Genomic DNA, 17,310 nt, shown 5'->3' with positions numbered 1-17,310 from the left:
TCCCATCCCCGGCCGCCGGAGCCTTACCGCTTTACCCCTTTTTTCCCGCCAGCTCGAAGCGCGGCGAGACGATGCCGTACAGCGTCCAGCCGAGGAAGGTGGCGATGGCGCCCCACATCATCGCTTCCTCACCGGAGCTGTAAAGCGCATAGAAGCTGTACAGCGCGCCGATGCCGGCGATGATATTGGCGATGCGCGCCTTGTTGTCCGGCACCTTCGCCACTTTCTGAATAATGACCAGCGCCGCCATCGACAGGATGTAAGGGATGATGTTGGTCACCACCGCCAGGTTCACCAGCACGTTGAACTGCTTGTTCAGCGACGGGCTGATGGTCATCAGAGACAAACCGCTCTGGATGACGACGATGGTCAGCATGCCTTTGACCGGCGCGTCGGCCTTGCTCAGCTTGGAGAAGATTTTCGGGAAGAAGCCGCTGTCGGCGGAGGATTTGAACACCTGGGCGATGGTGAACTGCCAACCGAGCAGCGAGCCGACGCAGGACATCACCATCAACGCCATGATGATCTTGCCGACCGTCGGATTGAACATGTGGGAGAACGCCAGCCCGAACGGGGCGGTGGAGTTGGCCAGATCCATGTTCGGCACGATGCCGGCGATCACGTTGGTCGAAACGATATAGATCACCGCCGCGCTGAGTGTGCCGCCCAGTACGGCGATCGGCACGTTGCGCTCCGGATTTTCCACCACGTCGGTGTTGGCGCAAGCGGATTCCAGCCCCAGGAACGCCCACAGGGTCATTGAGATCGAGGCGCCAATGGCTTCGAAGGTCGGCACCTGATGCGGGTTCCAGGCGGCGACGTAGGCGCTGCCGCTGAACCAGTACCAGCCGATGACCGAGATGCCCACCACCGGAATGATCACGCCCCAGACGGTGATGCCGCTGATTTTGCCGGTGATGCGCGCGCCGCCGAAGTTAGCGACGGTCGCCAGCCACAGCACGCCGATGGTGGCGATACAGATCCCGAGCGGGCTGAGCGTGGTGTCGAACAGCTCGGTGCCGTAGCCGACGGCGGAAATGGCGATGGCGATATTGGCGATCAGCAGCGAAACGCCGTAGGTGTAGTTCGCCATGAAGTTGCCTGATTTACCGAAGGCGTATTCGGCGTAGCCGCCCATGCCGCCGGATTTACGGCTGAACATGCCGCATTTGGCGAACGCGTAGGCCAGCGCCATCGAGCCGACGGCGGTCACCAGCCAGGAAACGATCGAAATCGTGCCCACTTCGGCCAGCTTGGTCGGCAGCATAATTATGCCGGAACCCATCATATTCACGGCGGTCAGGATCGTTAATTGCACGACCCCCATTTTATTGTTGGACTTACTCATGATCATTTTCTCTTTTAGGATGCGATCCGGGCGGCGAGAATAATCGCCGCCCCGTAAGGTGATTAATTTTTCATGACGTAGCCGTAAGCGCGGTTCCAGCCGTCCTCATCCTGTTGGATATAAACGCCCTGCAATTCCGGCGCGAATCCCGGCAATAAGTTGATGCCTTCTTCCAATGCCAGGAAATAACGCTGCGCGGCGCCGCCCCAAATTTCACCGGGCACCACGCACAGCACGCCAGGAGGGTAAGGCAGGGCGCCTTCGGCGGCGATGCGCCCCTCGGCCTTGGCCAGCGAGACCAATTCCACGTTGCCGCGTACAAACTCGGTATTGGCGTCCTGCGGATTCATCACCACGCGCGGGAAATAACTTTTGCGGAACATCTCTTTTTGCAGTTCTTTAACGTCGTAGCTGACGTAAAGGTCGTGCATTTCCTGGCACAGCTGGCGGATGGTGTAGTTTTTGTAGCGCTGCTGGTGGTTTTTATAGACCGCAGGCAGCACCTCGCTGAGCAGGGAGTTTTGCTCGATGTGCTTCTCGAAGCGGGCGATCAGGGCCACCAGGTGTTGCATCTTGGCGATGTCTTCCGCCGGCGTCAGCAGGAACAGGATCGAGTTGAGATCGCATTTTTCCGGCACGATGCCGTTTTCGCGCAGGTAGTTGGCCAGAATGGTCGCCGGGATGCCGAACTCGCTGTAGCTGCCGGTCGCGGTATCGATGCCCGGCGTGGTGAGCAGCAGTTTGCACGGATCGACGAAGTACTGCGATTCGGCATAGCCCTCAAAAGCGTGCCATTTTTCGCCGGGCACGAAGTTGAAGAAGCGCAGATCGTTGGCCATCGCCGCGGTGTCATAGGCTTGCCACGGCTTGCCGTCGATCTGATCCGGCACGAACGGTTTGATCATCGTGCAGGTATCCAGCAGCATTTTGCGCGCTTCGATGCCCACGCGCACACATTCTTGCCACAGGCGCTGGCCGCTCTTGCCCTCGTGCATCTTGGCGTTGACGTCCAGCGCGGCGAACAGCGGATAGAACGGGCTGGTGGAGGCGTGCAGCATAAAGGCGTTGTTGAAGCGCTTGTGGTTGCAGTAGCGGCTCTGCCCCTTGATATGCTTATCTTTTTTGTGGATCTGCGAGGTTTGCGAGAAGCCGGCCTGCTGTTTGTGCACCGACTGGGTGACGATGATGCCGGGATCGTTCTCGTTCAGCTCCAGCAGCAGCGGCGAGCAGTCTTTCATCATCGGAATGAACTGCTCATAGCCCACCCAGGCGGAGTCGAACAGGATGTAATCGCACAGGTGGCCAATCTTGTCGACCACCTGACGGGCGTTGTAGATAGTGCCGTCGTAGGTGCCGAGCTGGATGATCGCGAGGCGGAACGGGCGGGCTTCGTTGGCGCGTTCCGGCGCCACTTCGCGGATCTGCTGGCGCAGGTAGCGCTCGTCGAAGCAGTGCGCGTCGATGCCGCCGATAAAGCCGAACGGGTTGCGCGCGGTTTCCAGATAAACCGGCGTGGCGCCGGCCTGGATCAACGCGCCGTGGTGGTTGGATTTATGGTTGTTGCGGTCAAACAGCACCAGATCGCCGCGCGTCAGCAGGGCGTTGGTCGCCACCTTGTTCGAGGCCGAGGTGCCGTTGAGCACGAAGTAGGTCTTGTCGGCGTTGAACACCTTGGCGGCGTGCTGCTGCGCCGCGCAAGGCGCGCCTTCGTGGATCAACAGATCGCCCAGTTTGACGTCGGCGTTACACATGTCCGAACGGAAAAGCGTTTCGCCGTAGAAGTCGAAGAACTGGCGGCCCGCCGGATGTTTGCGGAAGAACTCGCCGCCCTGGTGGCCGGGGCAGGCGAAAGTGGCGTTGCCCATTTCTACGTATTGCGTCAGCGTGTTGAAGAACGGCGGCAGCAGCTCGCTTTCATACTTGGCGGCGGCGGCCTCCAGCTGTTTGCCGTAGAACTGGGTATTCTTGCCGCACAGCTCAAACACACCGTGCAGCGCCGGCAATACGGCGTTATCCAGCTCTTCTTCGCAGCAGACGGCGACGAACAGCGGAATGTTCAGGCCGTGCTCTTCGATGCGCGCCACCATGCCTTGCGCAACGTCTTCTACCGACAGCACGATGGCGGCGACGTCATTGAAATCGCTGTGATGCACATCGACGATGTCGCGTTCGGTTTCAAAGCAGCCGAGGGTGTGGGTGTTGGCGGCAATTTTTAATTTTTTCATTTTTCTCATTCTTCAGGCAAAGGCATTACGCCGGCAAATAATTCCATTTGCCGCTAACGCCTTCACGAAAATAAAGGTGTACGAGAACCCAGTGATGCCTTAAGGCATTAACTGTGTTCTTTGTTTTATTTTTCTTGGAGGCTCTTTTACGGTATTAAAAATGTATTGCGCGCCCTTCCCGGTTTGCGGGGGAAAGACATTATCACCGGAGTGCGGAGAATAAATTGAAACGCAAAGACACTCTTAACAACGGCGTAAGAGCGAGGGGGTGAGGGTTATCTGTAGTTGAAGAATGCGAAACTAAAGCAGCTGCGATGAGCCATCATCATAATATGGGTTGTGCGCCTGATGTGCGCCATTTTTCGGTTATTGTTTTCCATTTTCTAATCCACCTTGCTGAGTGAAAAGATGGCGCTATTTTAACGCAAGATGGGCAGAAAATCGTGATTTCCATCACATAAATGCCGGTGTTTATAAATAACTATTCATTGATTATGCAGTGAGTTGCATAAACCGCGGCCAGGCAGACAAATGAGCATGTAAATAAATTGCTAATCGGCGCCGGGCAGACGCGCTAAATTTGCGTGCCGTCAGGATGGGAATAAAAGAATGGCGCAATTAATCGGTTGCCTAACGATCAAATAAATCCGGTTTGTTTTTTTTATGTTATAAACCCGCCTGATGCTGAAATGAGTAAAAATACAGATATTGTGATTTTATATTCGCATGGGATTTTTGGTGATTATCGTTATTTGTGACTCGCTTCAACAACGCAGGGTAAGATGAAGTGAGTGAACCGGGAGGTGAGTAACCTTGAATACCCCAGAACAACGGCAACAGATTGCGGATTTCATCGGCAAGCAACATGTCTTAACGCTGTGCGCCGGCGACGGCCTCGACATGTGGTGCGCCAACTGTTTTTACGTGTTCGACGCCGCGACGATGGCGCTGTGGCTGATGACCGAACCGCACACCCGCCACGGCGGGCTGATGCTGAACAACAGCCGGGTGGTCGGCACCATCGCGCCGAAACCGAAAAGCATCGCGCTGATCCGCGGCGTGCAGTACCGCGCCGAGGCGGTGCAGCTGAGCGGCGAAGAGGCCGAGGCGGCGCGCGCGCGTTACTGCAAGCGCTTCCCGATCGCCAGGGCGATGAAGGCCTCGGTATGGCGGCTGGATCTGCACGAGGTGAAGATGACCGACAACACCCTCGGCTTCGGCAAGAAGCTGCATTGGGCGCGGTCTATACTTTAAGTCGACCTATTGATTACAACGGGAGATTGCATGGCGCGAGCACTGTTAGTCGGCGCAACCGGGCTGGTGGGGCGCGAGTTGCTGCAGCTATTGCAAAGCGATCCGCAGATAACGGCTATCGTGGCGCCGACGCGCACGCCGCTGCCGCCGCACGGCAAGCTGACCAACCCGGTCGGCGATGCGCTGTTCGAGCTGCTGAGCGGCCTGCAGCAGCCGGTCGATCTGGTGTTCTGCTGCCTGGGCACCACCCGCCAGGCGGCGGGCAGCGCCGATGCCTTCCGCTACGTCGATTACCAACTGGTGGTGGAGAGCGCGCTGACCGGCCGCCGGTTGGGGGCGCAGCACTGTCTGGTGGTGAGCGCGTTGGGCGCCAACGCGCATTCCACCTTCCTGTATAACCGCACCAAAGGCGAGATGGAGCAGGCGCTGCGCGAACAGCGCTGGCCGCGCCTGACGCTGGTGCGGCCTTCCATGCTGGTGGGGGATCGCCCTGCGCCGCGCCTGATGGAGCGCCTCTCGCTGACGTTGTTCAGGCTGCTGCCCGGCAAATGGCGCGCCGTCTCCGCCAAAGACGTGGCGCAAACGCTGCTGCAGCAGGCGTTCACGCCGGGCGAAGGGGTCAGGATGCTGGAGTCGGATCGGCTGCACTGCTACCGAGGCTGACGCTGAGGTGGTCGAACGCCAGCTCCAGCCCGGCGGGCAGTTCATTGTCCAGCAGCCACAGATCGAGATGATGGCTGATGTGCGTCAGCAGCGTGCGTTTGGGCTGCAGCAACCGCTGCGTCTCCTGCGCGCGGGTCAGGTCGTTGTGGTTGCGCGGCGCCTGCGGCTGAGGCGGCAGGCTGCAGTCGAGCACCAGCAGATCCAGCGGCACGTTCTGCAGATAGTCGGCGGTGGCCGGCGGCAGGCCGACGGTGTCGGTCAGGTAGGCCAGCGCAGCGCCCGCCGCCTGGATCAGATAGCCGTGGGTCAGTTTGGAGTGTTGCAGCGGCAGCGGGGTGATGCGCATGCCGCCCAGCTCGACGGTGGCGAAGGGCGCTAACGGCGGCTGAAACGCCAGAATGCCGGGGTGTTTGAACAGGTCGTCGCAGCCCTGTTCATCCGGCGGGCCATACACCGGAATGGAATTTCCGCACCCCCAACGCAAAGGAAATAACCCCTGAACGTGATCCATGTGGTAATGTGTCAGTAAAAAACGTTGAATTTGCCCCGCCGAAAATCGCCGCTCCAAAGCCGGCAATCCTGCATCCAATAAGGTCGTTTCCCCCTGATAGTTGAGCATGGCGCTGCACGCTCGCCGCCGAAATGCCGGCTCGCGCCGCGCCCGTTGGCAGATCAGGCAGTCGCAGCCGAACACCGGCACCTGCTGCGCGCCGCCGGTGCCGAGAAAGGTCAGTTGCATCGCTCCCCCTCCGTTAAAGGTACTTCTGCGCAAAGCGGTTGATGTCGCGAAAATCCGCCAGCCGCGCCTGCAGCGTGGCGTGATCCCAGTGCCACCACTGGCTGCGTTCGATACGCTCTATCAGCGCATCGTCGAAGCGCATGCCGATCTTTTTGGCCGCCACGCCGGCGACGATGCTGTAAGGCTCCACGTCCTTGGTGACCACCGCCGCGCTGCCGATCACCGCGCCGTTGCCGACGCTGACGCCCGGCATCAGGATGGCGTTATGGCCGATCCACACGTCGTGGCCGACGGTAACGTGGTGCTCGCGCCGCCAGTCGAAGAACGCCGCGTCGTCTTCCCCCAGCCCGTATTCGGAAGCGCGGTAGGTGAAGTGATGCTGCGCGATGCGCTGGTAGGTCGGGTGGTTGCCGGGATTGATGCGCGCATAGGAGGCGATGGAAACGAACTTGCCGATGGTGGCGTAAAAGATCTGGTTGTGCCCGGCGGTGTAGGAGTAGTCCCCCATCTCCACCTCTTCCAGGATCGCATCGTCGGCCAGATGCACATACTGGCCGAGCCGGGTGCGGTTAAGGGTCACGTTGTCGCCGATTTTCGGCTGGGCAAAGTCGTTCATGGCGTCGCATCCTGAGCTTGTCGGGTGGCGGTTGGCAGCAGCGCCAACAGCGCCGCCAGGGTATCGTCGAGTGGGCCGTCGTTGTGCAGCACCCGGCAGCCGGCGGGCAGACTCTGCTGATATTCCGCCGCCCGCGCCAGCCGCTGCTCGATCTGTTCAGCGCTTTCCCGTCCGCGATCCTGCAGGCGCCGGCGCAGGATCGCGGCGTTGACCTGCAGGCATACCGGCAGCAGCTGCGCACCGTAGCGCTGCTGCGCCTGCGGCAGGTGGGCGCGCGAACCGTTAACCGCTACGTCGATCCCCTGCAGCAGCCAAAGATCCACTTCGATCCCGAACGCGTAGCGCTGCTGGTGGGCCTGCCAGTCGAGCGCGAACAGCCCCTTGGCGCGGCGGCGCAGAAATTCGGGTTCGCTCAGCGCGATGTGATTCTCGCAGCCGGCGTCCGCCGGCCGGGTGATGTAACGGTGCGCCACCAGCGGCGCGCGGTCGGCGTCGGCCCGCAGCGCGGCCAGCAGGCTGTCCTTGCCTGCGCCGGAAGGCCCCATCAGATAGATGAGCCGCGCCATCAGAACACCTGCCTGCCCTGGCGCCACACGTTCTGCACGTAAACGTGCTCGCCGTGCGGCCGCGCCAGCACCAGATCCGCCCGCAATCCTTCGGCGATGGCGCCGCGATCCTGCAGATCCAGCGCCCGCGCCGGGTTGCGGGTGATCATGCGCACCGCCTGGGGCAGATCGTAGGCGTTGCGCTCGTCCGCCGCGAGGCGAAACGCCGCGTCCAGCAGGCTGGCCGGGTAATAATCGGAAGAGAGAATATCCAGCACCCCCAGCGCCGCCAGGTGGTGCGCCGCCACGTTGCCGGAGTGGGAGCCGCCACGCACGATGTTCGGCGCGCCCATCAGCACCTGCAGGCCCTGCTGGTGCGAAGCGCGGGCGGCCGCCTCGGTGGTGGGGAACTCGGCGATGGCGCTGCCCAGCGCGCAGGATTCGGCCACGTGTGCGGCGGTGGCGTCGTCATGGCTGGCCAGCGAGATGCGGCGCGCGCGGCAGTGGGCGGCGATCGCCTCGCGGTTCGGCGCGGCCCAGCGGGCGGACAGGGCGACCTGCTCTTCCTCGTACTCGCTCATCTGCTGATCGTTGAGGTGGTATTTGCCCTGATAATATTCGCGGTACTTTTCGCGTGAGGCGAACTGGCGCTGGCCCGGCGAATGGTCCATCAGCGACACCAGCGACACGCCCGGTTTGTCCATCAGCTGTTCGAACAGCGGCAGGGTGCTCTCGTGCGGCAGCTCGCAGCGCAGGTGCAGCCGGTGCTCGGCGCGGTTCACCCCGGCGCGCTGGCTGTGGATCACCGCGTCGATCATCTTCTGCAGGTTTTCCAGCCGGTGGCCGCCGTCGCGCACGTCGCCGATCGCCACCGCGTCCAGCACCGTGGTGATGCCGTTGGCCACCATCAGCGCATCGTGGCTGCTCATCGCCGAATGGGCCGGCCAGTCGACGTTCGGGCGCGGGGTGAAAAACTTATCCAGGTTGTCGGTGTGCAGCTCGATCAGCCCCGGCAGCAGCCAGCCGCCGTTGCCGTCCAGCGCCTGCGGCAGCCGGCTCGGGCCGTCGGCGAAGCTGCGGATCATGCCGTCCTGCATCTCCAGCGAGCCTTGCACCACCTGGTCATCCAGCACCAGTTTAACGTTATTGACGATCATCAGAGGGCCTCCAGCGCCTGTGGCGCCTGCATGTCATAAAGCCGGTCGGCGACCTGTTGGCGGACGCCTTCATCATGGAAAATGCCGACGATCGCCGCGCCGCGCGCCTTGGCGCGTTCGATAAGCTGCACCACCGCCGCGCTGTTGCGGCTGTCGAGCGAGGCGGTCGGTTCATCCAGCAATAGAATGGGGTAATCGACGATAAAGCCGCGCGCGATGTTCACCCGCTGCTGCTCGCCGCCGGAGAAGGTGGACGGCGCCAGCGGCCACAGACGCTGCGGCACGTTCAGCGCGGCGAGCAGCGCTTCGGCGCGGTCGCGGCATTCGGCGCGCTCGACGCCCTGTTCCAGCAGCGGCTGCATCACCACCTCCAGCGCGCTGATGCGCGGGATCACCCGCAGGAACTGGCTGACCCAACCCAGCGTATGGCGGCGCACCGCCAGAATTTGGCGCGCATCGGCGCTGACCATGTCCAGCCAGTCGCCCTGGTGGTTGATCCAGATATGGCCGCTGTCCGGCAGGTAGTTGGCGTACAGCGAGCGCAGCAGGGTGGACTTGCCGCTGCCGGAGTGGCCGTGCAGCACCACGCATTCGCCGCCGTGGACCGTCAGGTTGGCGTCGTGCAGCACCGGCAGCCGGGTGCCGTACTGCTGATGCAGCACAAAGGTTTTACTGAGATGTTCAACTCGGATTTGCATAGTCATCTGTTATCGCCTTGGGTTACGACAGCACCGAAGAAACCAGCAGCTGGGTGTAAGGATGGTGCGGATCGTCGAGCACCCGATCGGTCAGGCCGCTCTCCACCACTTCGCCCTGTTTCATCACCAGCAGGCGGTGGGCCAGCAGCCGCGCCACGCCGAGATCGTGGGTGACGATCACCGCCGCCAGCTGCATTTCCACCACCAGATTGCGCAGCAGATCGAGCAGGCGCGCCTGCACCGACACGTCCAGCCCGCCGGTCGGCTCGTCCATAAACACCAGCTTGGGGTGGGTGACCAGATTGCGGGCGATCTGCAGCCGCTGCTGCATGCCGCCGGAGAAGGTGGTCGGCAGATCGTCGAGGCGCGACAGCGGGATTTCGACGTCTTCCAGCCACTGGCCGGCCTGGCGGCGAATGTCGCCATAGTGGCGCTGGCCGATGGCCATCAGCCGCTCGCCGATGTTGCCGCCGGCGGAGACCTGCGGCCGCAGCCCGTCGAGCGGGTGCTGGTGCACCACGCCCCAGTCGGTGCGCAGCAGGCGGCGGCGATCGCTCTCCGCCATGGCGTACAGATCGTGTTCCCGGTCCGCCTGCGGGCGGTAAAGGATCTGCCCGCGCTGCGGCGCCAGCCGCGCCGAGATCGACTTCAGCAGCGTGGTTTTGCCGGAGCCGGATTCGCCGACGATACCCAGCACTTCACCGGGGTAGATATCGAACGACACGTCGCTGAAGCCCTTGCCGGGGGCGTACAGGTGGGTGAGCCGGTTCACCGACAGCAGCGGGGTGGTGCTCAAAGGGGTGGAAGTCATCAGTGCTGCGCCTCTTGCGAAGATTGCGCCAGCTGCTGCCGGCAGTAGTCGGTGTCCGAACAGACGAACATGCGGTTGCCCCGATCGTCGAGCACCACCTCGTCCAGGTAGCTGTGGCGCGAGCCGCATAGCGCGCAGGGTTCGTCCCACTGCTGCACGCTGAACGGGTGGTCGTCGAAGTCCAGGCTCTCCACCTTGGTGAACGGCGGCAGGGCGTAGATGCGTTTCTCGCGCCCGGCGCCGAACAGCTGCAGCGCCGGCATCATGTGCATTTTCGGGTTGTCGAATTTCGGGATCGGCGACGGATCCATCACGTAGCGATCGTTGACCTTCACCGGGTAGGCGTAGGTGGTGGCGATATGGCCGTAGCGCGCGATGTCTTCATACAGCTTCACCTGCATCACGCCGTACTCCTCCAGCGCGTGCATCTTGCGGGTCTCGGTTTCGCGCGGTTCGATAAAGCGCAGCGGCTCCGGGATTGGCACCTGATAGATCAGGATCTGGTCTTCGCGCAACGCCGTTTCCGGAATGCGGTGACGGGTCTGGATTAGGGTGGCCTCCGGCGTGCGTTCGGTGGTTTCCACCCCGGCGACGCGCTGGAAGAAGCGGCGGATCGACACCGCGTTGGTGGTGTCGTCGGCGCCCTGGTCGATCACCTTCAGCACGTCGGCGCGGCCGATGACGCTGGCGGTGAGTTGAATGCCGCCGGTGCCCCAGCCGTAGGGCATCGGCATCTCGCGGCCGCCGAACGGCACCTGATAGCCGGGGATCGCCACCGCCTTCAGGATAGCGCGGCGGATCATGCGCTTGGTCTGCTCGTCCAGATAACCGAGGTTATAGCCGGTCAATACTTCACTCATCGCGGGCCTCCTGACGCTCGCTGTATTCCTGCCGCAGCCGCTTGAGCAGTTCCAGTTCAGCCTGGAAGTCGACGTAGTGCGGCAGCTTGAGATGGGAGACGAAGCCGGCGGCCTCGACGTTGTCGGCGTGTGCCAGCACGAACTCTTCGTCCTGCGCCGGGCCGGCGACGCCTTCGCCGTAGTCCGGGCTCTGCAATGCGCGGTCCACCAACGCCATCGCCATCGCCTTGCGTTCGGCGCGGCCGAACACCAGCCCGTAACCGCGGGTGAAGTGCGGCGGATGGTCCTTGGGATCGACGAAGCCGTTGACCATTTCGCACTCGGTCAGCAGGATTTCGCCGATATCGATGGCGAAACCCAGCTCTTCAGGCACGATCTCCACCGAAACGTGGCCGGTGCGGATCTCGCCGGCGAACGGGTGGTTGCGGCCGTAGCCGCGCTGGGTGGCGTAGCCGAGCGCCAGCAGAAAACCTTCGTCGCCGCGCACCAGTTGCTGCAGGCGCGCCGAGCGCGAGCAGGGGTAGACCGGCGGGTTGCGGGTGATGTCGTCCGGCGCGCTGCCGTCGTCCTGTTCCTCCCGCGCCAGCTGCTGGCGACACAACAGATCGAACACGTGGCTGCAGTTGTCCGGCAGCGGTTCGTCGGCCTGCGGCGCATGCGGCGCCTCGCCTTCTGCCAACAGCGCGAAATCCAGCAGCCGGTGGGTGTAGTCGTAGGTCGGCCCCAGCACCTGCCCGCCGGGCAAGTCCTTGTAAACCGCCGAGATGCGCCGCTCCAGCCGCATGTTTTCGCTGGCCAGCGGCTCACTGACCGCCAGGCGCGGCAGGGTGGTGCGATAGGCGCGCAGCAGGAAGATCGCCTCCACCAGATCGCCGCTGGCCTGTTTGATGGCCAGCGCCGCCAGCTCGCGATCGTAGATGCCGCCTTCGGTCATCACCCGATCCACCGCCAGCCCCAGCTGCTGTTCGATTTGTTCCGCGCCGATCGCCGGCAGCGCCTCGTCGCCGCGCCGCAGCTGTTCCTGCAGCTGATGGGCGGCCTCAATGGCTTTTTCGCCCCCTTTTACCGCTACGTACATCAGCACACCTCCACGCGGGTGGTCCGCGGGATCGCCAGCAGGCGATCGCCGCAGGTCAGCAAGATATCCAGCCCCAGCGGGAAGCGCTGCGGGCGGTTGACCAGGTAATCCAGCAGTGCCGGCGGCAGGCGCGGCGCAATCAGGCGTTGGCTCTCGATGCCGGGGCCGGTCAGGCGCAGCGCGGCGCCGTTCTCCAGCTCGGCGAGCTGCACCACCACCGTGGCGCCGCATTCCGGCGAGATTTCAGTGCCGTGCGGTAAGGCCTGCAGATCGGCGGCCTGCACGTGCTCATCGAACAGGGCAAAACAGACCTCCTGCGCCGTGGTGGCCAGCGGCGCGCCGCTGTGAAAACGAATGTTTGTTAGCACTTGCTCACTTTTAAGCGCATCGCACAGCTGCAGCGGCGTTTCCTGATCGGCCAGCGTCAGCAGCGCGGCGGTGCTGGCCGCGTTCAGCGGCGCCCAGGCTGGGCCGTTCGGCAGCGTCACCCGGTGGCCCGGTTCGCTCAAGGCTTTAAGAATCAAACGGAAAGCGTGCTGCGATTGGTCTATCGGTTGTTCAAAACCGGTCAATAAACTCATGGCTTAATCCCCTCGCACCAGCGTAAAGAAGTCCACCCGGCTGGCGGCGATCGCCCGGGCGCGCAGCTGGCGCTGTTCGTGCTGCAGCGCGGCCAGCGGCGCGATCAGCTGTTGTTGCAGGCGTTCGCCGTGTTCCGGCTGTTGCAGCAGCGCATCGGCCAGCGCGCACAGCTCGGCGTGCGCCTTGTCGCGCCCGGCGATATAGCTGTAGCCGTAGCCGCCGTTGTCCAGCTGCACCACCGCACGGGTGACCGTCATGTCCCCCAGCACGAAGCGGCGGCCGGTAGCGCCCATGCGCCCCTGCAGCTGGGCCAGGCCGATCTCCGGCGCGCGGATGCTGCGGTAACCCGGGCTGAGGTTCAGCGCCTGCCAGTGGCTGCGCAGCTGCTCGGGCCGGCTGTGCGCCAGCACCGACATCCAGCGTTGTCTCGACTCTAAGGCGTGCATTCAGTGCTCCATCGTCAGTTCAATCATGTCGGCGCGGGCCAGGCTGACGGAGTATTCCGCCACGTCTTCGCCGCCGCTGCGGACGTTAAGGGTGCGCACGCACAGCAGCGGCGCGTGGGTGGCGATCTCCAGCAGCCGGCTCTCTTTGGCCTGCGCGCGGCGCGCGCTGATGCGCGTCTGGCGGCGGCTCAGCGGCTGCTGGAGGTGCTGTTCGATAAACTGGTGCAGCGAACCGCTGTGGAACTGCTGCAGCGCCGGCCACCAGTCCAGATCGGGCAGATAATGGTCGATCACGCTCATCGGCACGCCGTTGACCCGGCGCAGGGTGCGCAGGTGGATCACCATTTCGCCTTCTTCACGCGAGAGCGCGCTGGCGACATGCCCATTGCACGGGCGCAAAACGGCGAGTAAGCGCTCACTGGTGGGGTGGCTGCCCTGCTCGAACAGGTTCTGGCTGAAGCGGGTGTTGGCGTGCAGCGGGTAGTCGTAAGGCCGCATCAGCACCAGAATGCCGACGCCGTGGCGGCGCTGCAGCCAGCCGCGCTCTACCAGCTGATCCACCGCGCGGCGCAGGGTGTGGCGATTGACCTGATAGCGCTCGGCCAACTGCTGCTCCGAAGGCAGGTAGTCGCCGCAGCGGTACTGCGTGCGCAGCTCCTGTTCCAGCTGTGCGGCGATCTGCTGATAGCGGGTGGGGTAAGTGGTCGGATGTCTAGATAACTCCATCATAATAAAAACCTCGTCATGCCGATGGCGGTGCGATGAAGGTGGAAGCGGTGCGTTTCATCGGGCGTCTACCCTGTGGTCTTCACGTCGGCATCATGGTGCCGGGCGCAGATGACAATCGCGTTACGCGTCGGTGGCGAACAGATGAACTATTTAGGACAGCCCGGGCGTGCACGGGCGGCGGCGGCGCGCTATGCTGGCGCCACTGTTGACTGACTCTGGCCGCTACCATGCCGCAATCTCTGAATGCCCCTGAACACGCTCCACGCGCCTGGCCGCTGTGGAAACCGATCCTGTTTCTGCTGGTGGTGGCCGTCGGCCTCTACTACGTCAAATGGCAGCCTTACTACGGCAAGGCCTTCGTGGCGGCGGACAGCCACTCGATCGGCAAATCGATCCTGGCCGACGGCGCCGCGAGCCCCTGGCTGGCGGCCTGGCAGTACGCGCTGGTCTACTTCACCGCGGTGTGGAAGGCGGCGCTGCTCGGGGTGCTGTTAGGTTCGCTGGTGCAGGTGCTGATCCCGCGCGACTGGCTGGCGCGCACGCTTGGCCACCGGCGTTTTTCCGGCACCGTGCTGGGGGCGCTGATCGCGCTGCCGGGCATGATGTGCACCTGCTGCGCCGCGCCGGTTGCCGCCGGCATGCGCCGCCAGTCGGTGTCCAGCGGCGCCGCGCTGGCCTTTTGGCTCGCCAACCCGGTATTGAATCCGGCGACGCTGGTGTTCATGGGGTTTGTGCTCGGTTGGCCGTTCGCCGCCATCCGCCTGGTGGCAGGTGTGGTGATGGTGCTGGGCATCGCCTGGCTGGTGCAGCGCGTGACCGCCAACGATCCGCAACCCGCCGCGCCGCAGCCGCCGGTGATGATGGCGCAGAACGACGAGCAGCCGTTCCTCGCCCGCTGGGGCAAAGCGCTGTGGGCGCTGTTTTGGTCGACCATCCCGATCTACGTGCTGGCGGTGCTGGCGCTGGGGGCGGCGCGGGTCTGGCTGTTCCCGCATGCCGACGGCGCCGTCGACAATAGCCTGCTGTGGATCATCGCGCTGGCGATCGTCGGCTGCCTGTTCGTGATCCCCACCGCGGCGGAAATCCCGATCGTACAGACCATGATGCTGGCGGGCATGGGCGCCGGCCCGGCGCTGGCGCTGCTGATGACCCTACCGGCGGTCAGCCTGCCTTCGTTGCTGATGCTCAACAAAGCCTTCTCCGCCCGGGCGCTGTGCCTGACGGCGGCGCTGGTGGCGCTGTGCGGCGCGGTGACCGGCGTGGTGGGGATGGGGCTGGTGTAACTGATTCATGACCCGATGCTGTCTCAAGGAGGAGATGGAAATGGAACAGCGGAATAAACCTGAAATGGACTTAGAGGTGATGTTGCAGGAGCAAGCGTTGCGTGAAAGGGTGGATGCCGCCCTTGAACGTTTGAGAAACGGCACCGCGGTTTATCTCAGCCATTCGGAGGTAGAAAAACGAATGGCTATATTTAAAGCGAAAATTCGGGGGTGTTATCGAGGATGATGTTGAGCTGCGCTAGCTCACAGCTGGACTTACAGTGTCTAGGGGCGCTGTTGGTCGGCTTTGAGCGAAAAGCGGACCTTTTTATATTTTAGTCAAAACGCCCCACATGGTCAGGTTATAGCAATACCTCTCGCCCTTAGGCTACGTCTGCTTGAGTTGATAGCTTCGAGAAGGCGGAGGCGGCTTTCGCTAAGATGAATGGCGAGTAATTCTGCTGCTTTCTCAGTATCCTGCGAGCGAAGCGCAGCAAATATTTCGCGATGATCCTCCCAGGCGGGATTCGACGGCGCTTTGTCCAGCCATCGTGCCCGTGAAAGCCGGCGCAGAGCATCGCTTATTCCTTCGATAATAAACGTATTCTGACACATACGGGCCAGATGTAGATGAAATTGTGTTCCGGCATCGTCCATAATATCTTCAGTTGCATCAGCCGCCTTTTCCTTGAGAAGGTTTTCCAGACCGCTGAGTTGTTCTTCCGTCATTTGGCTGGCTGAAATTTTTAATGCCGCAACTTCCAGTACTTCCCGGTAAATGCACAGCTGTTCAACTTCCGCGATATCGATCGGTGCCACCAACCAGCGTATCCCGTCACGACATACCAGCCCTTCTGATTCCAGCTTTTGTAATGCGGCTCGCACAGGTGTCCGGGACGCCTTAAACGTCGCTTCAGCCCAGCGCTCCGTCAACCGTTCTCCCGGCCCCAGTTCCATGCTGAGAATTTGTTTTCGTAACTGGTTTTCAACCTCTGATGCCTGACTCATGACGGCAATGTTCTCCCGAAAATTGACAGTAAAATGCATACTCTATATGGTATACCAATTTGGTATACCAATAAAGGGCGATTTTATGACCCAATTCTATAACAGCTTTTGGCAGCGAAATCTGATCGTTTGCTTCATTGGCTCGTTTTCAACCGTCTTCGCAATGACTCTGATGCTGCCATTCCTCCCTTTGTATGTTGAAGAGCTTGGTGTAAACGGGCATGCCGCAGTTATTCAATGGTCTGGTGTGGCATTCAGCGCAACGTTTATTACTGCCGGGTTGATTGCCCCGGTCTGGGGAAGACTGGGTGACAGATATGGACGCAAGTCGATGCTCGTGAGAGCCAGTCTGGGCATGGCGGTTACGGTTTCTCTTATGGGGCTGGTGACAAATATCTGGCAACTTGTCGGTCTGAGGTTGTTGGTTGGACTGGCTGGCGGATATTCATCCGGTGCAACAATTCTTATTGCGGTCCAGGCTCCCAGAGAACGTGCAGCGTGGGCGCTTGGGATCGTTTCATCCGGTGTAATGGCAGGTAATCTTGCCGGTCCGCTTGCCGGGGGCTGGTTACCTGGCCTGATTGGAATTCGATCCACATTTCTTTGTGCCGGCGCGCTGATATTTTTTGCCTTCCTCATGACACTTATTCTTATCCGGGAAGAGGTGAAAAAACCTTCGGATGTAGCCACCCAATCCCGGGTTGGCTGGTCGCAGATACCCGCACGCTCTGTAATTGTCTGCATGCTTTGCACCGGCCTGCTGCTGATGCTGGCTAACATGTCAATAGAGCCCATTATCACGGTCTATGTTCGAACCCTCGTCAGTGACGCGTCCCAGATAACTAAAGTGGCAGGATATGTGATGGCGGCAGCGGCATTGGGAAGCATTATTTCCGCCTCTTGGCTTGGGAAGCTGGCAGACAGGATAGGGCATTTGCGCATTATCGCTCTTGCGTTAGCTGCGGCCGGTTTGTTGCTGATCCCTCAGGCATTTGTCACGTCCGGGTGGCAACTGATTGCCCTGCGTTTCCTAATGGGGCTGGCGCTTGGCGGCCTGTTGCCTTGTATTGCGGCAGTGATACGTCATCGCGTACCAGAAGGAATGGTGGGCAGCATCCTTGGTTCTTCCGTCGCTGCGCAGTTTGCCGGACAGTTCATCGGGCCGTTGATTGGAGGTTTTGTCGGCGGGCATATCGGGATGCGAGCCGTTTTCCTGGCAACCAGTTGCATCCTGCTGCTCGGAGCGGCGTGGAACCTCAATATACAACGCCAGCCAGTGACACGCTGAC

Annotated in this window: 20 protein-coding genes; 5 read left to right on the top strand and 15 right to left on the bottom strand. The window is 61.9% G+C overall.

The window, feature by feature from the left end; genetic code table 11:
• Window positions 1-31: 31 nt before the first annotated feature.
• The 3 genes from potE to speFL form a co-directional block, all read right to left on the bottom strand.
• The gene (gene potE / locus ACSBQS_RS15900) at window positions 32-1,348 is read right to left on the bottom strand and encodes a putrescine-ornithine antiporter (protein WP_033648789.1); all 1,317 of its coding nucleotides are present in this window, start codon (window positions 1,346-1,348) and stop codon (window positions 32-34) included.
• A 62-nt stretch (window positions 1,349-1,410) separates the two neighbouring features.
• Window positions 1,411-3,573: an ornithine decarboxylase SpeF gene (speF, locus tag ACSBQS_RS15895; RefSeq protein ID WP_033651471.1), complete on the bottom strand. Its 2,163-nt coding sequence runs from the start codon at window positions 3,571-3,573 to the stop codon at window positions 1,411-1,413.
• Window positions 3,574-3,848: 275 nt separating this feature from the next.
• Window positions 3,849-3,953, bottom strand: coding sequence for a leader peptide SpeFL (gene speFL, locus ACSBQS_RS15890; protein WP_004933443.1), 105 nt, complete (start codon window positions 3,951-3,953; stop codon window positions 3,849-3,851).
• Between the two features lie 433 nt (window positions 3,954-4,386).
• Here speFL and ACSBQS_RS15885 point away from each other — a divergent pair, with 433 nt between their 5' ends.
• Together ACSBQS_RS15885 and ACSBQS_RS15880 are read left to right on the top strand one after the other, a co-directional pair.
• Window positions 4,387-4,827, top strand: a complete 441-nt coding sequence (locus tag ACSBQS_RS15885; RefSeq protein ID WP_047025104.1) for a YhbP family protein — start codon at window positions 4,387-4,389, stop codon at window positions 4,825-4,827.
• Between the two features lie 30 nt (window positions 4,828-4,857).
• Window positions 4,858-5,490 (top strand): NAD(P)H-binding protein, encoded by a 633-nt coding sequence (locus ACSBQS_RS15880; protein ID WP_434991130.1) that lies wholly within the window; start codon window positions 4,858-4,860, stop codon window positions 5,488-5,490.
• Here ACSBQS_RS15880 and phnP read toward each other — a convergent pair.
• Genes phnP through phnF form a run of 11 tightly spaced genes read right to left on the bottom strand, consistent with a single transcriptional unit; the run spans window position 5,447 to window position 13,751 of the window.
• Window positions 5,447-6,229: a phosphonate metabolism protein PhnP gene (gene phnP / locus ACSBQS_RS15875; RefSeq protein ID WP_434991127.1), complete on the bottom strand. Its 783-nt coding sequence runs from the start codon at window positions 6,227-6,229 to the stop codon at window positions 5,447-5,449. The two genes, ACSBQS_RS15880 and phnP, sit on opposite strands and share 44 nt — an antisense overlap.
• Before the next feature lie 13 nt (window positions 6,230-6,242).
• Window positions 6,243-6,845, bottom strand: coding sequence for a DapH/DapD/GlmU-related protein (locus ACSBQS_RS15870; protein WP_015376431.1), 603 nt, complete (start codon window positions 6,843-6,845; stop codon window positions 6,243-6,245).
• Window positions 6,842-7,411 carry a ribose 1,5-bisphosphokinase gene (gene phnN / locus ACSBQS_RS15865; RefSeq protein ID WP_016929305.1) on the bottom strand — a complete coding sequence of 190 codons (570 nt, stop codon included), beginning with the start codon at window positions 7,409-7,411 and terminating at the stop codon, window positions 6,842-6,844. The genes ACSBQS_RS15870 and phnN overlap by 4 nt, the downstream gene beginning before the upstream one ends.
• Window positions 7,411-8,547 (bottom strand): alpha-D-ribose 1-methylphosphonate 5-triphosphate diphosphatase, encoded by a 1,137-nt coding sequence (phnM, locus tag ACSBQS_RS15860; RefSeq protein WP_434991123.1) that lies wholly within the window; start codon window positions 8,545-8,547, stop codon window positions 7,411-7,413. Before phnM ends, phnN begins: the two co-directional genes overlap by 1 nt.
• Window positions 8,547-9,251, bottom strand: a complete 705-nt coding sequence (gene phnL / locus ACSBQS_RS15855) for a phosphonate C-P lyase system protein PhnL (protein WP_033652772.1) — start codon at window positions 9,249-9,251, stop codon at window positions 8,547-8,549. Before phnL ends, phnM begins: the two co-directional genes overlap by 1 nt.
• Window positions 9,252-9,267: 16 nt before the next feature.
• Complete coding sequence (gene phnK, locus ACSBQS_RS15850; RefSeq protein ID WP_033651464.1) at window positions 9,268-10,056, bottom strand: phosphonate C-P lyase system protein PhnK; 789 nt, start codon at window positions 10,054-10,056, stop codon at window positions 9,268-9,270.
• Complete coding sequence (locus ACSBQS_RS15845; RefSeq protein ID WP_004933420.1) at window positions 10,056-10,916, bottom strand: alpha-D-ribose 1-methylphosphonate 5-phosphate C-P-lyase PhnJ; 861 nt, start codon at window positions 10,914-10,916, stop codon at window positions 10,056-10,058. Before ACSBQS_RS15845 ends, phnK begins: the two co-directional genes overlap by 1 nt.
• Window positions 10,909-11,994, bottom strand: a complete 1,086-nt coding sequence (locus tag ACSBQS_RS15840) for a carbon-phosphorus lyase complex subunit PhnI (RefSeq protein WP_110146637.1) — start codon at window positions 11,992-11,994, stop codon at window positions 10,909-10,911. The genes ACSBQS_RS15845 and ACSBQS_RS15840 overlap by 8 nt, the downstream gene beginning before the upstream one ends.
• Window positions 11,994-12,575: a phosphonate C-P lyase system protein PhnH gene (phnH, locus tag ACSBQS_RS15835; protein ID WP_197666877.1), complete on the bottom strand. Its 582-nt coding sequence runs from the start codon at window positions 12,573-12,575 to the stop codon at window positions 11,994-11,996. The genes ACSBQS_RS15840 and phnH overlap by 1 nt, the downstream gene beginning before the upstream one ends.
• A 3-nt stretch (window positions 12,576-12,578) precedes the next feature.
• Window positions 12,579-13,022, bottom strand: a complete 444-nt coding sequence (gene phnG, locus ACSBQS_RS15830; RefSeq protein WP_016929298.1) for a phosphonate C-P lyase system protein PhnG — start codon at window positions 13,020-13,022, stop codon at window positions 12,579-12,581.
• Window positions 13,023-13,751 (bottom strand): phosphonate metabolism transcriptional regulator PhnF, encoded by a 729-nt coding sequence (gene phnF, locus ACSBQS_RS15825; RefSeq protein ID WP_049300820.1) that lies wholly within the window; start codon window positions 13,749-13,751, stop codon window positions 13,023-13,025. It lies immediately after the preceding gene.
• Between the two features lie 227 nt (window positions 13,752-13,978).
• Between phnF and ACSBQS_RS15820 the strand changes: the two genes are divergently transcribed.
• Both ACSBQS_RS15820 and ACSBQS_RS15815 read left to right on the top strand, forming a co-directional pair.
• A complete protein-coding gene (locus ACSBQS_RS15820) occupies window positions 13,979-15,034 on the top strand; it encodes a permease (RefSeq protein ID WP_197666878.1) in 1,056 nt (351 codons plus the stop codon).
• Window positions 15,035-15,068: 34 nt separating this feature from the next.
• Entirely contained in the window at window positions 15,069-15,260 is a 192-nt protein-coding gene (locus ACSBQS_RS15815) for a hypothetical protein (protein WP_232092647.1), read from the top strand.
• Window positions 15,261-15,370: 110 nt separating this feature from the next.
• On the opposite strand, the gene ACSBQS_RS15810 is transcribed toward ACSBQS_RS15815, so the two are convergent.
• A complete protein-coding gene (locus ACSBQS_RS15810; RefSeq protein ID WP_047025244.1) occupies window positions 15,371-16,021 on the bottom strand; it encodes a GntR family transcriptional regulator in 651 nt (216 codons plus the stop codon).
• 85 nt (window positions 16,022-16,106) lie between these two features.
• Here ACSBQS_RS15810 and ACSBQS_RS15805 point away from each other — a divergent pair, with 85 nt between their 5' ends.
• On the top strand, window positions 16,107-17,309 hold the full coding sequence (locus ACSBQS_RS15805; RefSeq protein ID WP_434991116.1) for an MFS transporter: 1,203 nt from the start codon (window positions 16,107-16,109) through the stop codon (window positions 17,307-17,309).
• The last annotated feature ends 1 nt before the right edge of the window (window position 17,310 follow it).

The organism is Serratia sp. H402Y, assembly GCF_051172415.1.
Classification (GTDB): domain Bacteria; phylum Pseudomonadota; class Gammaproteobacteria; order Enterobacterales; family Enterobacteriaceae; genus Serratia; species Serratia ureilytica.
This window is presented reverse-complemented; position numbering and strand designations above follow the sequence as displayed.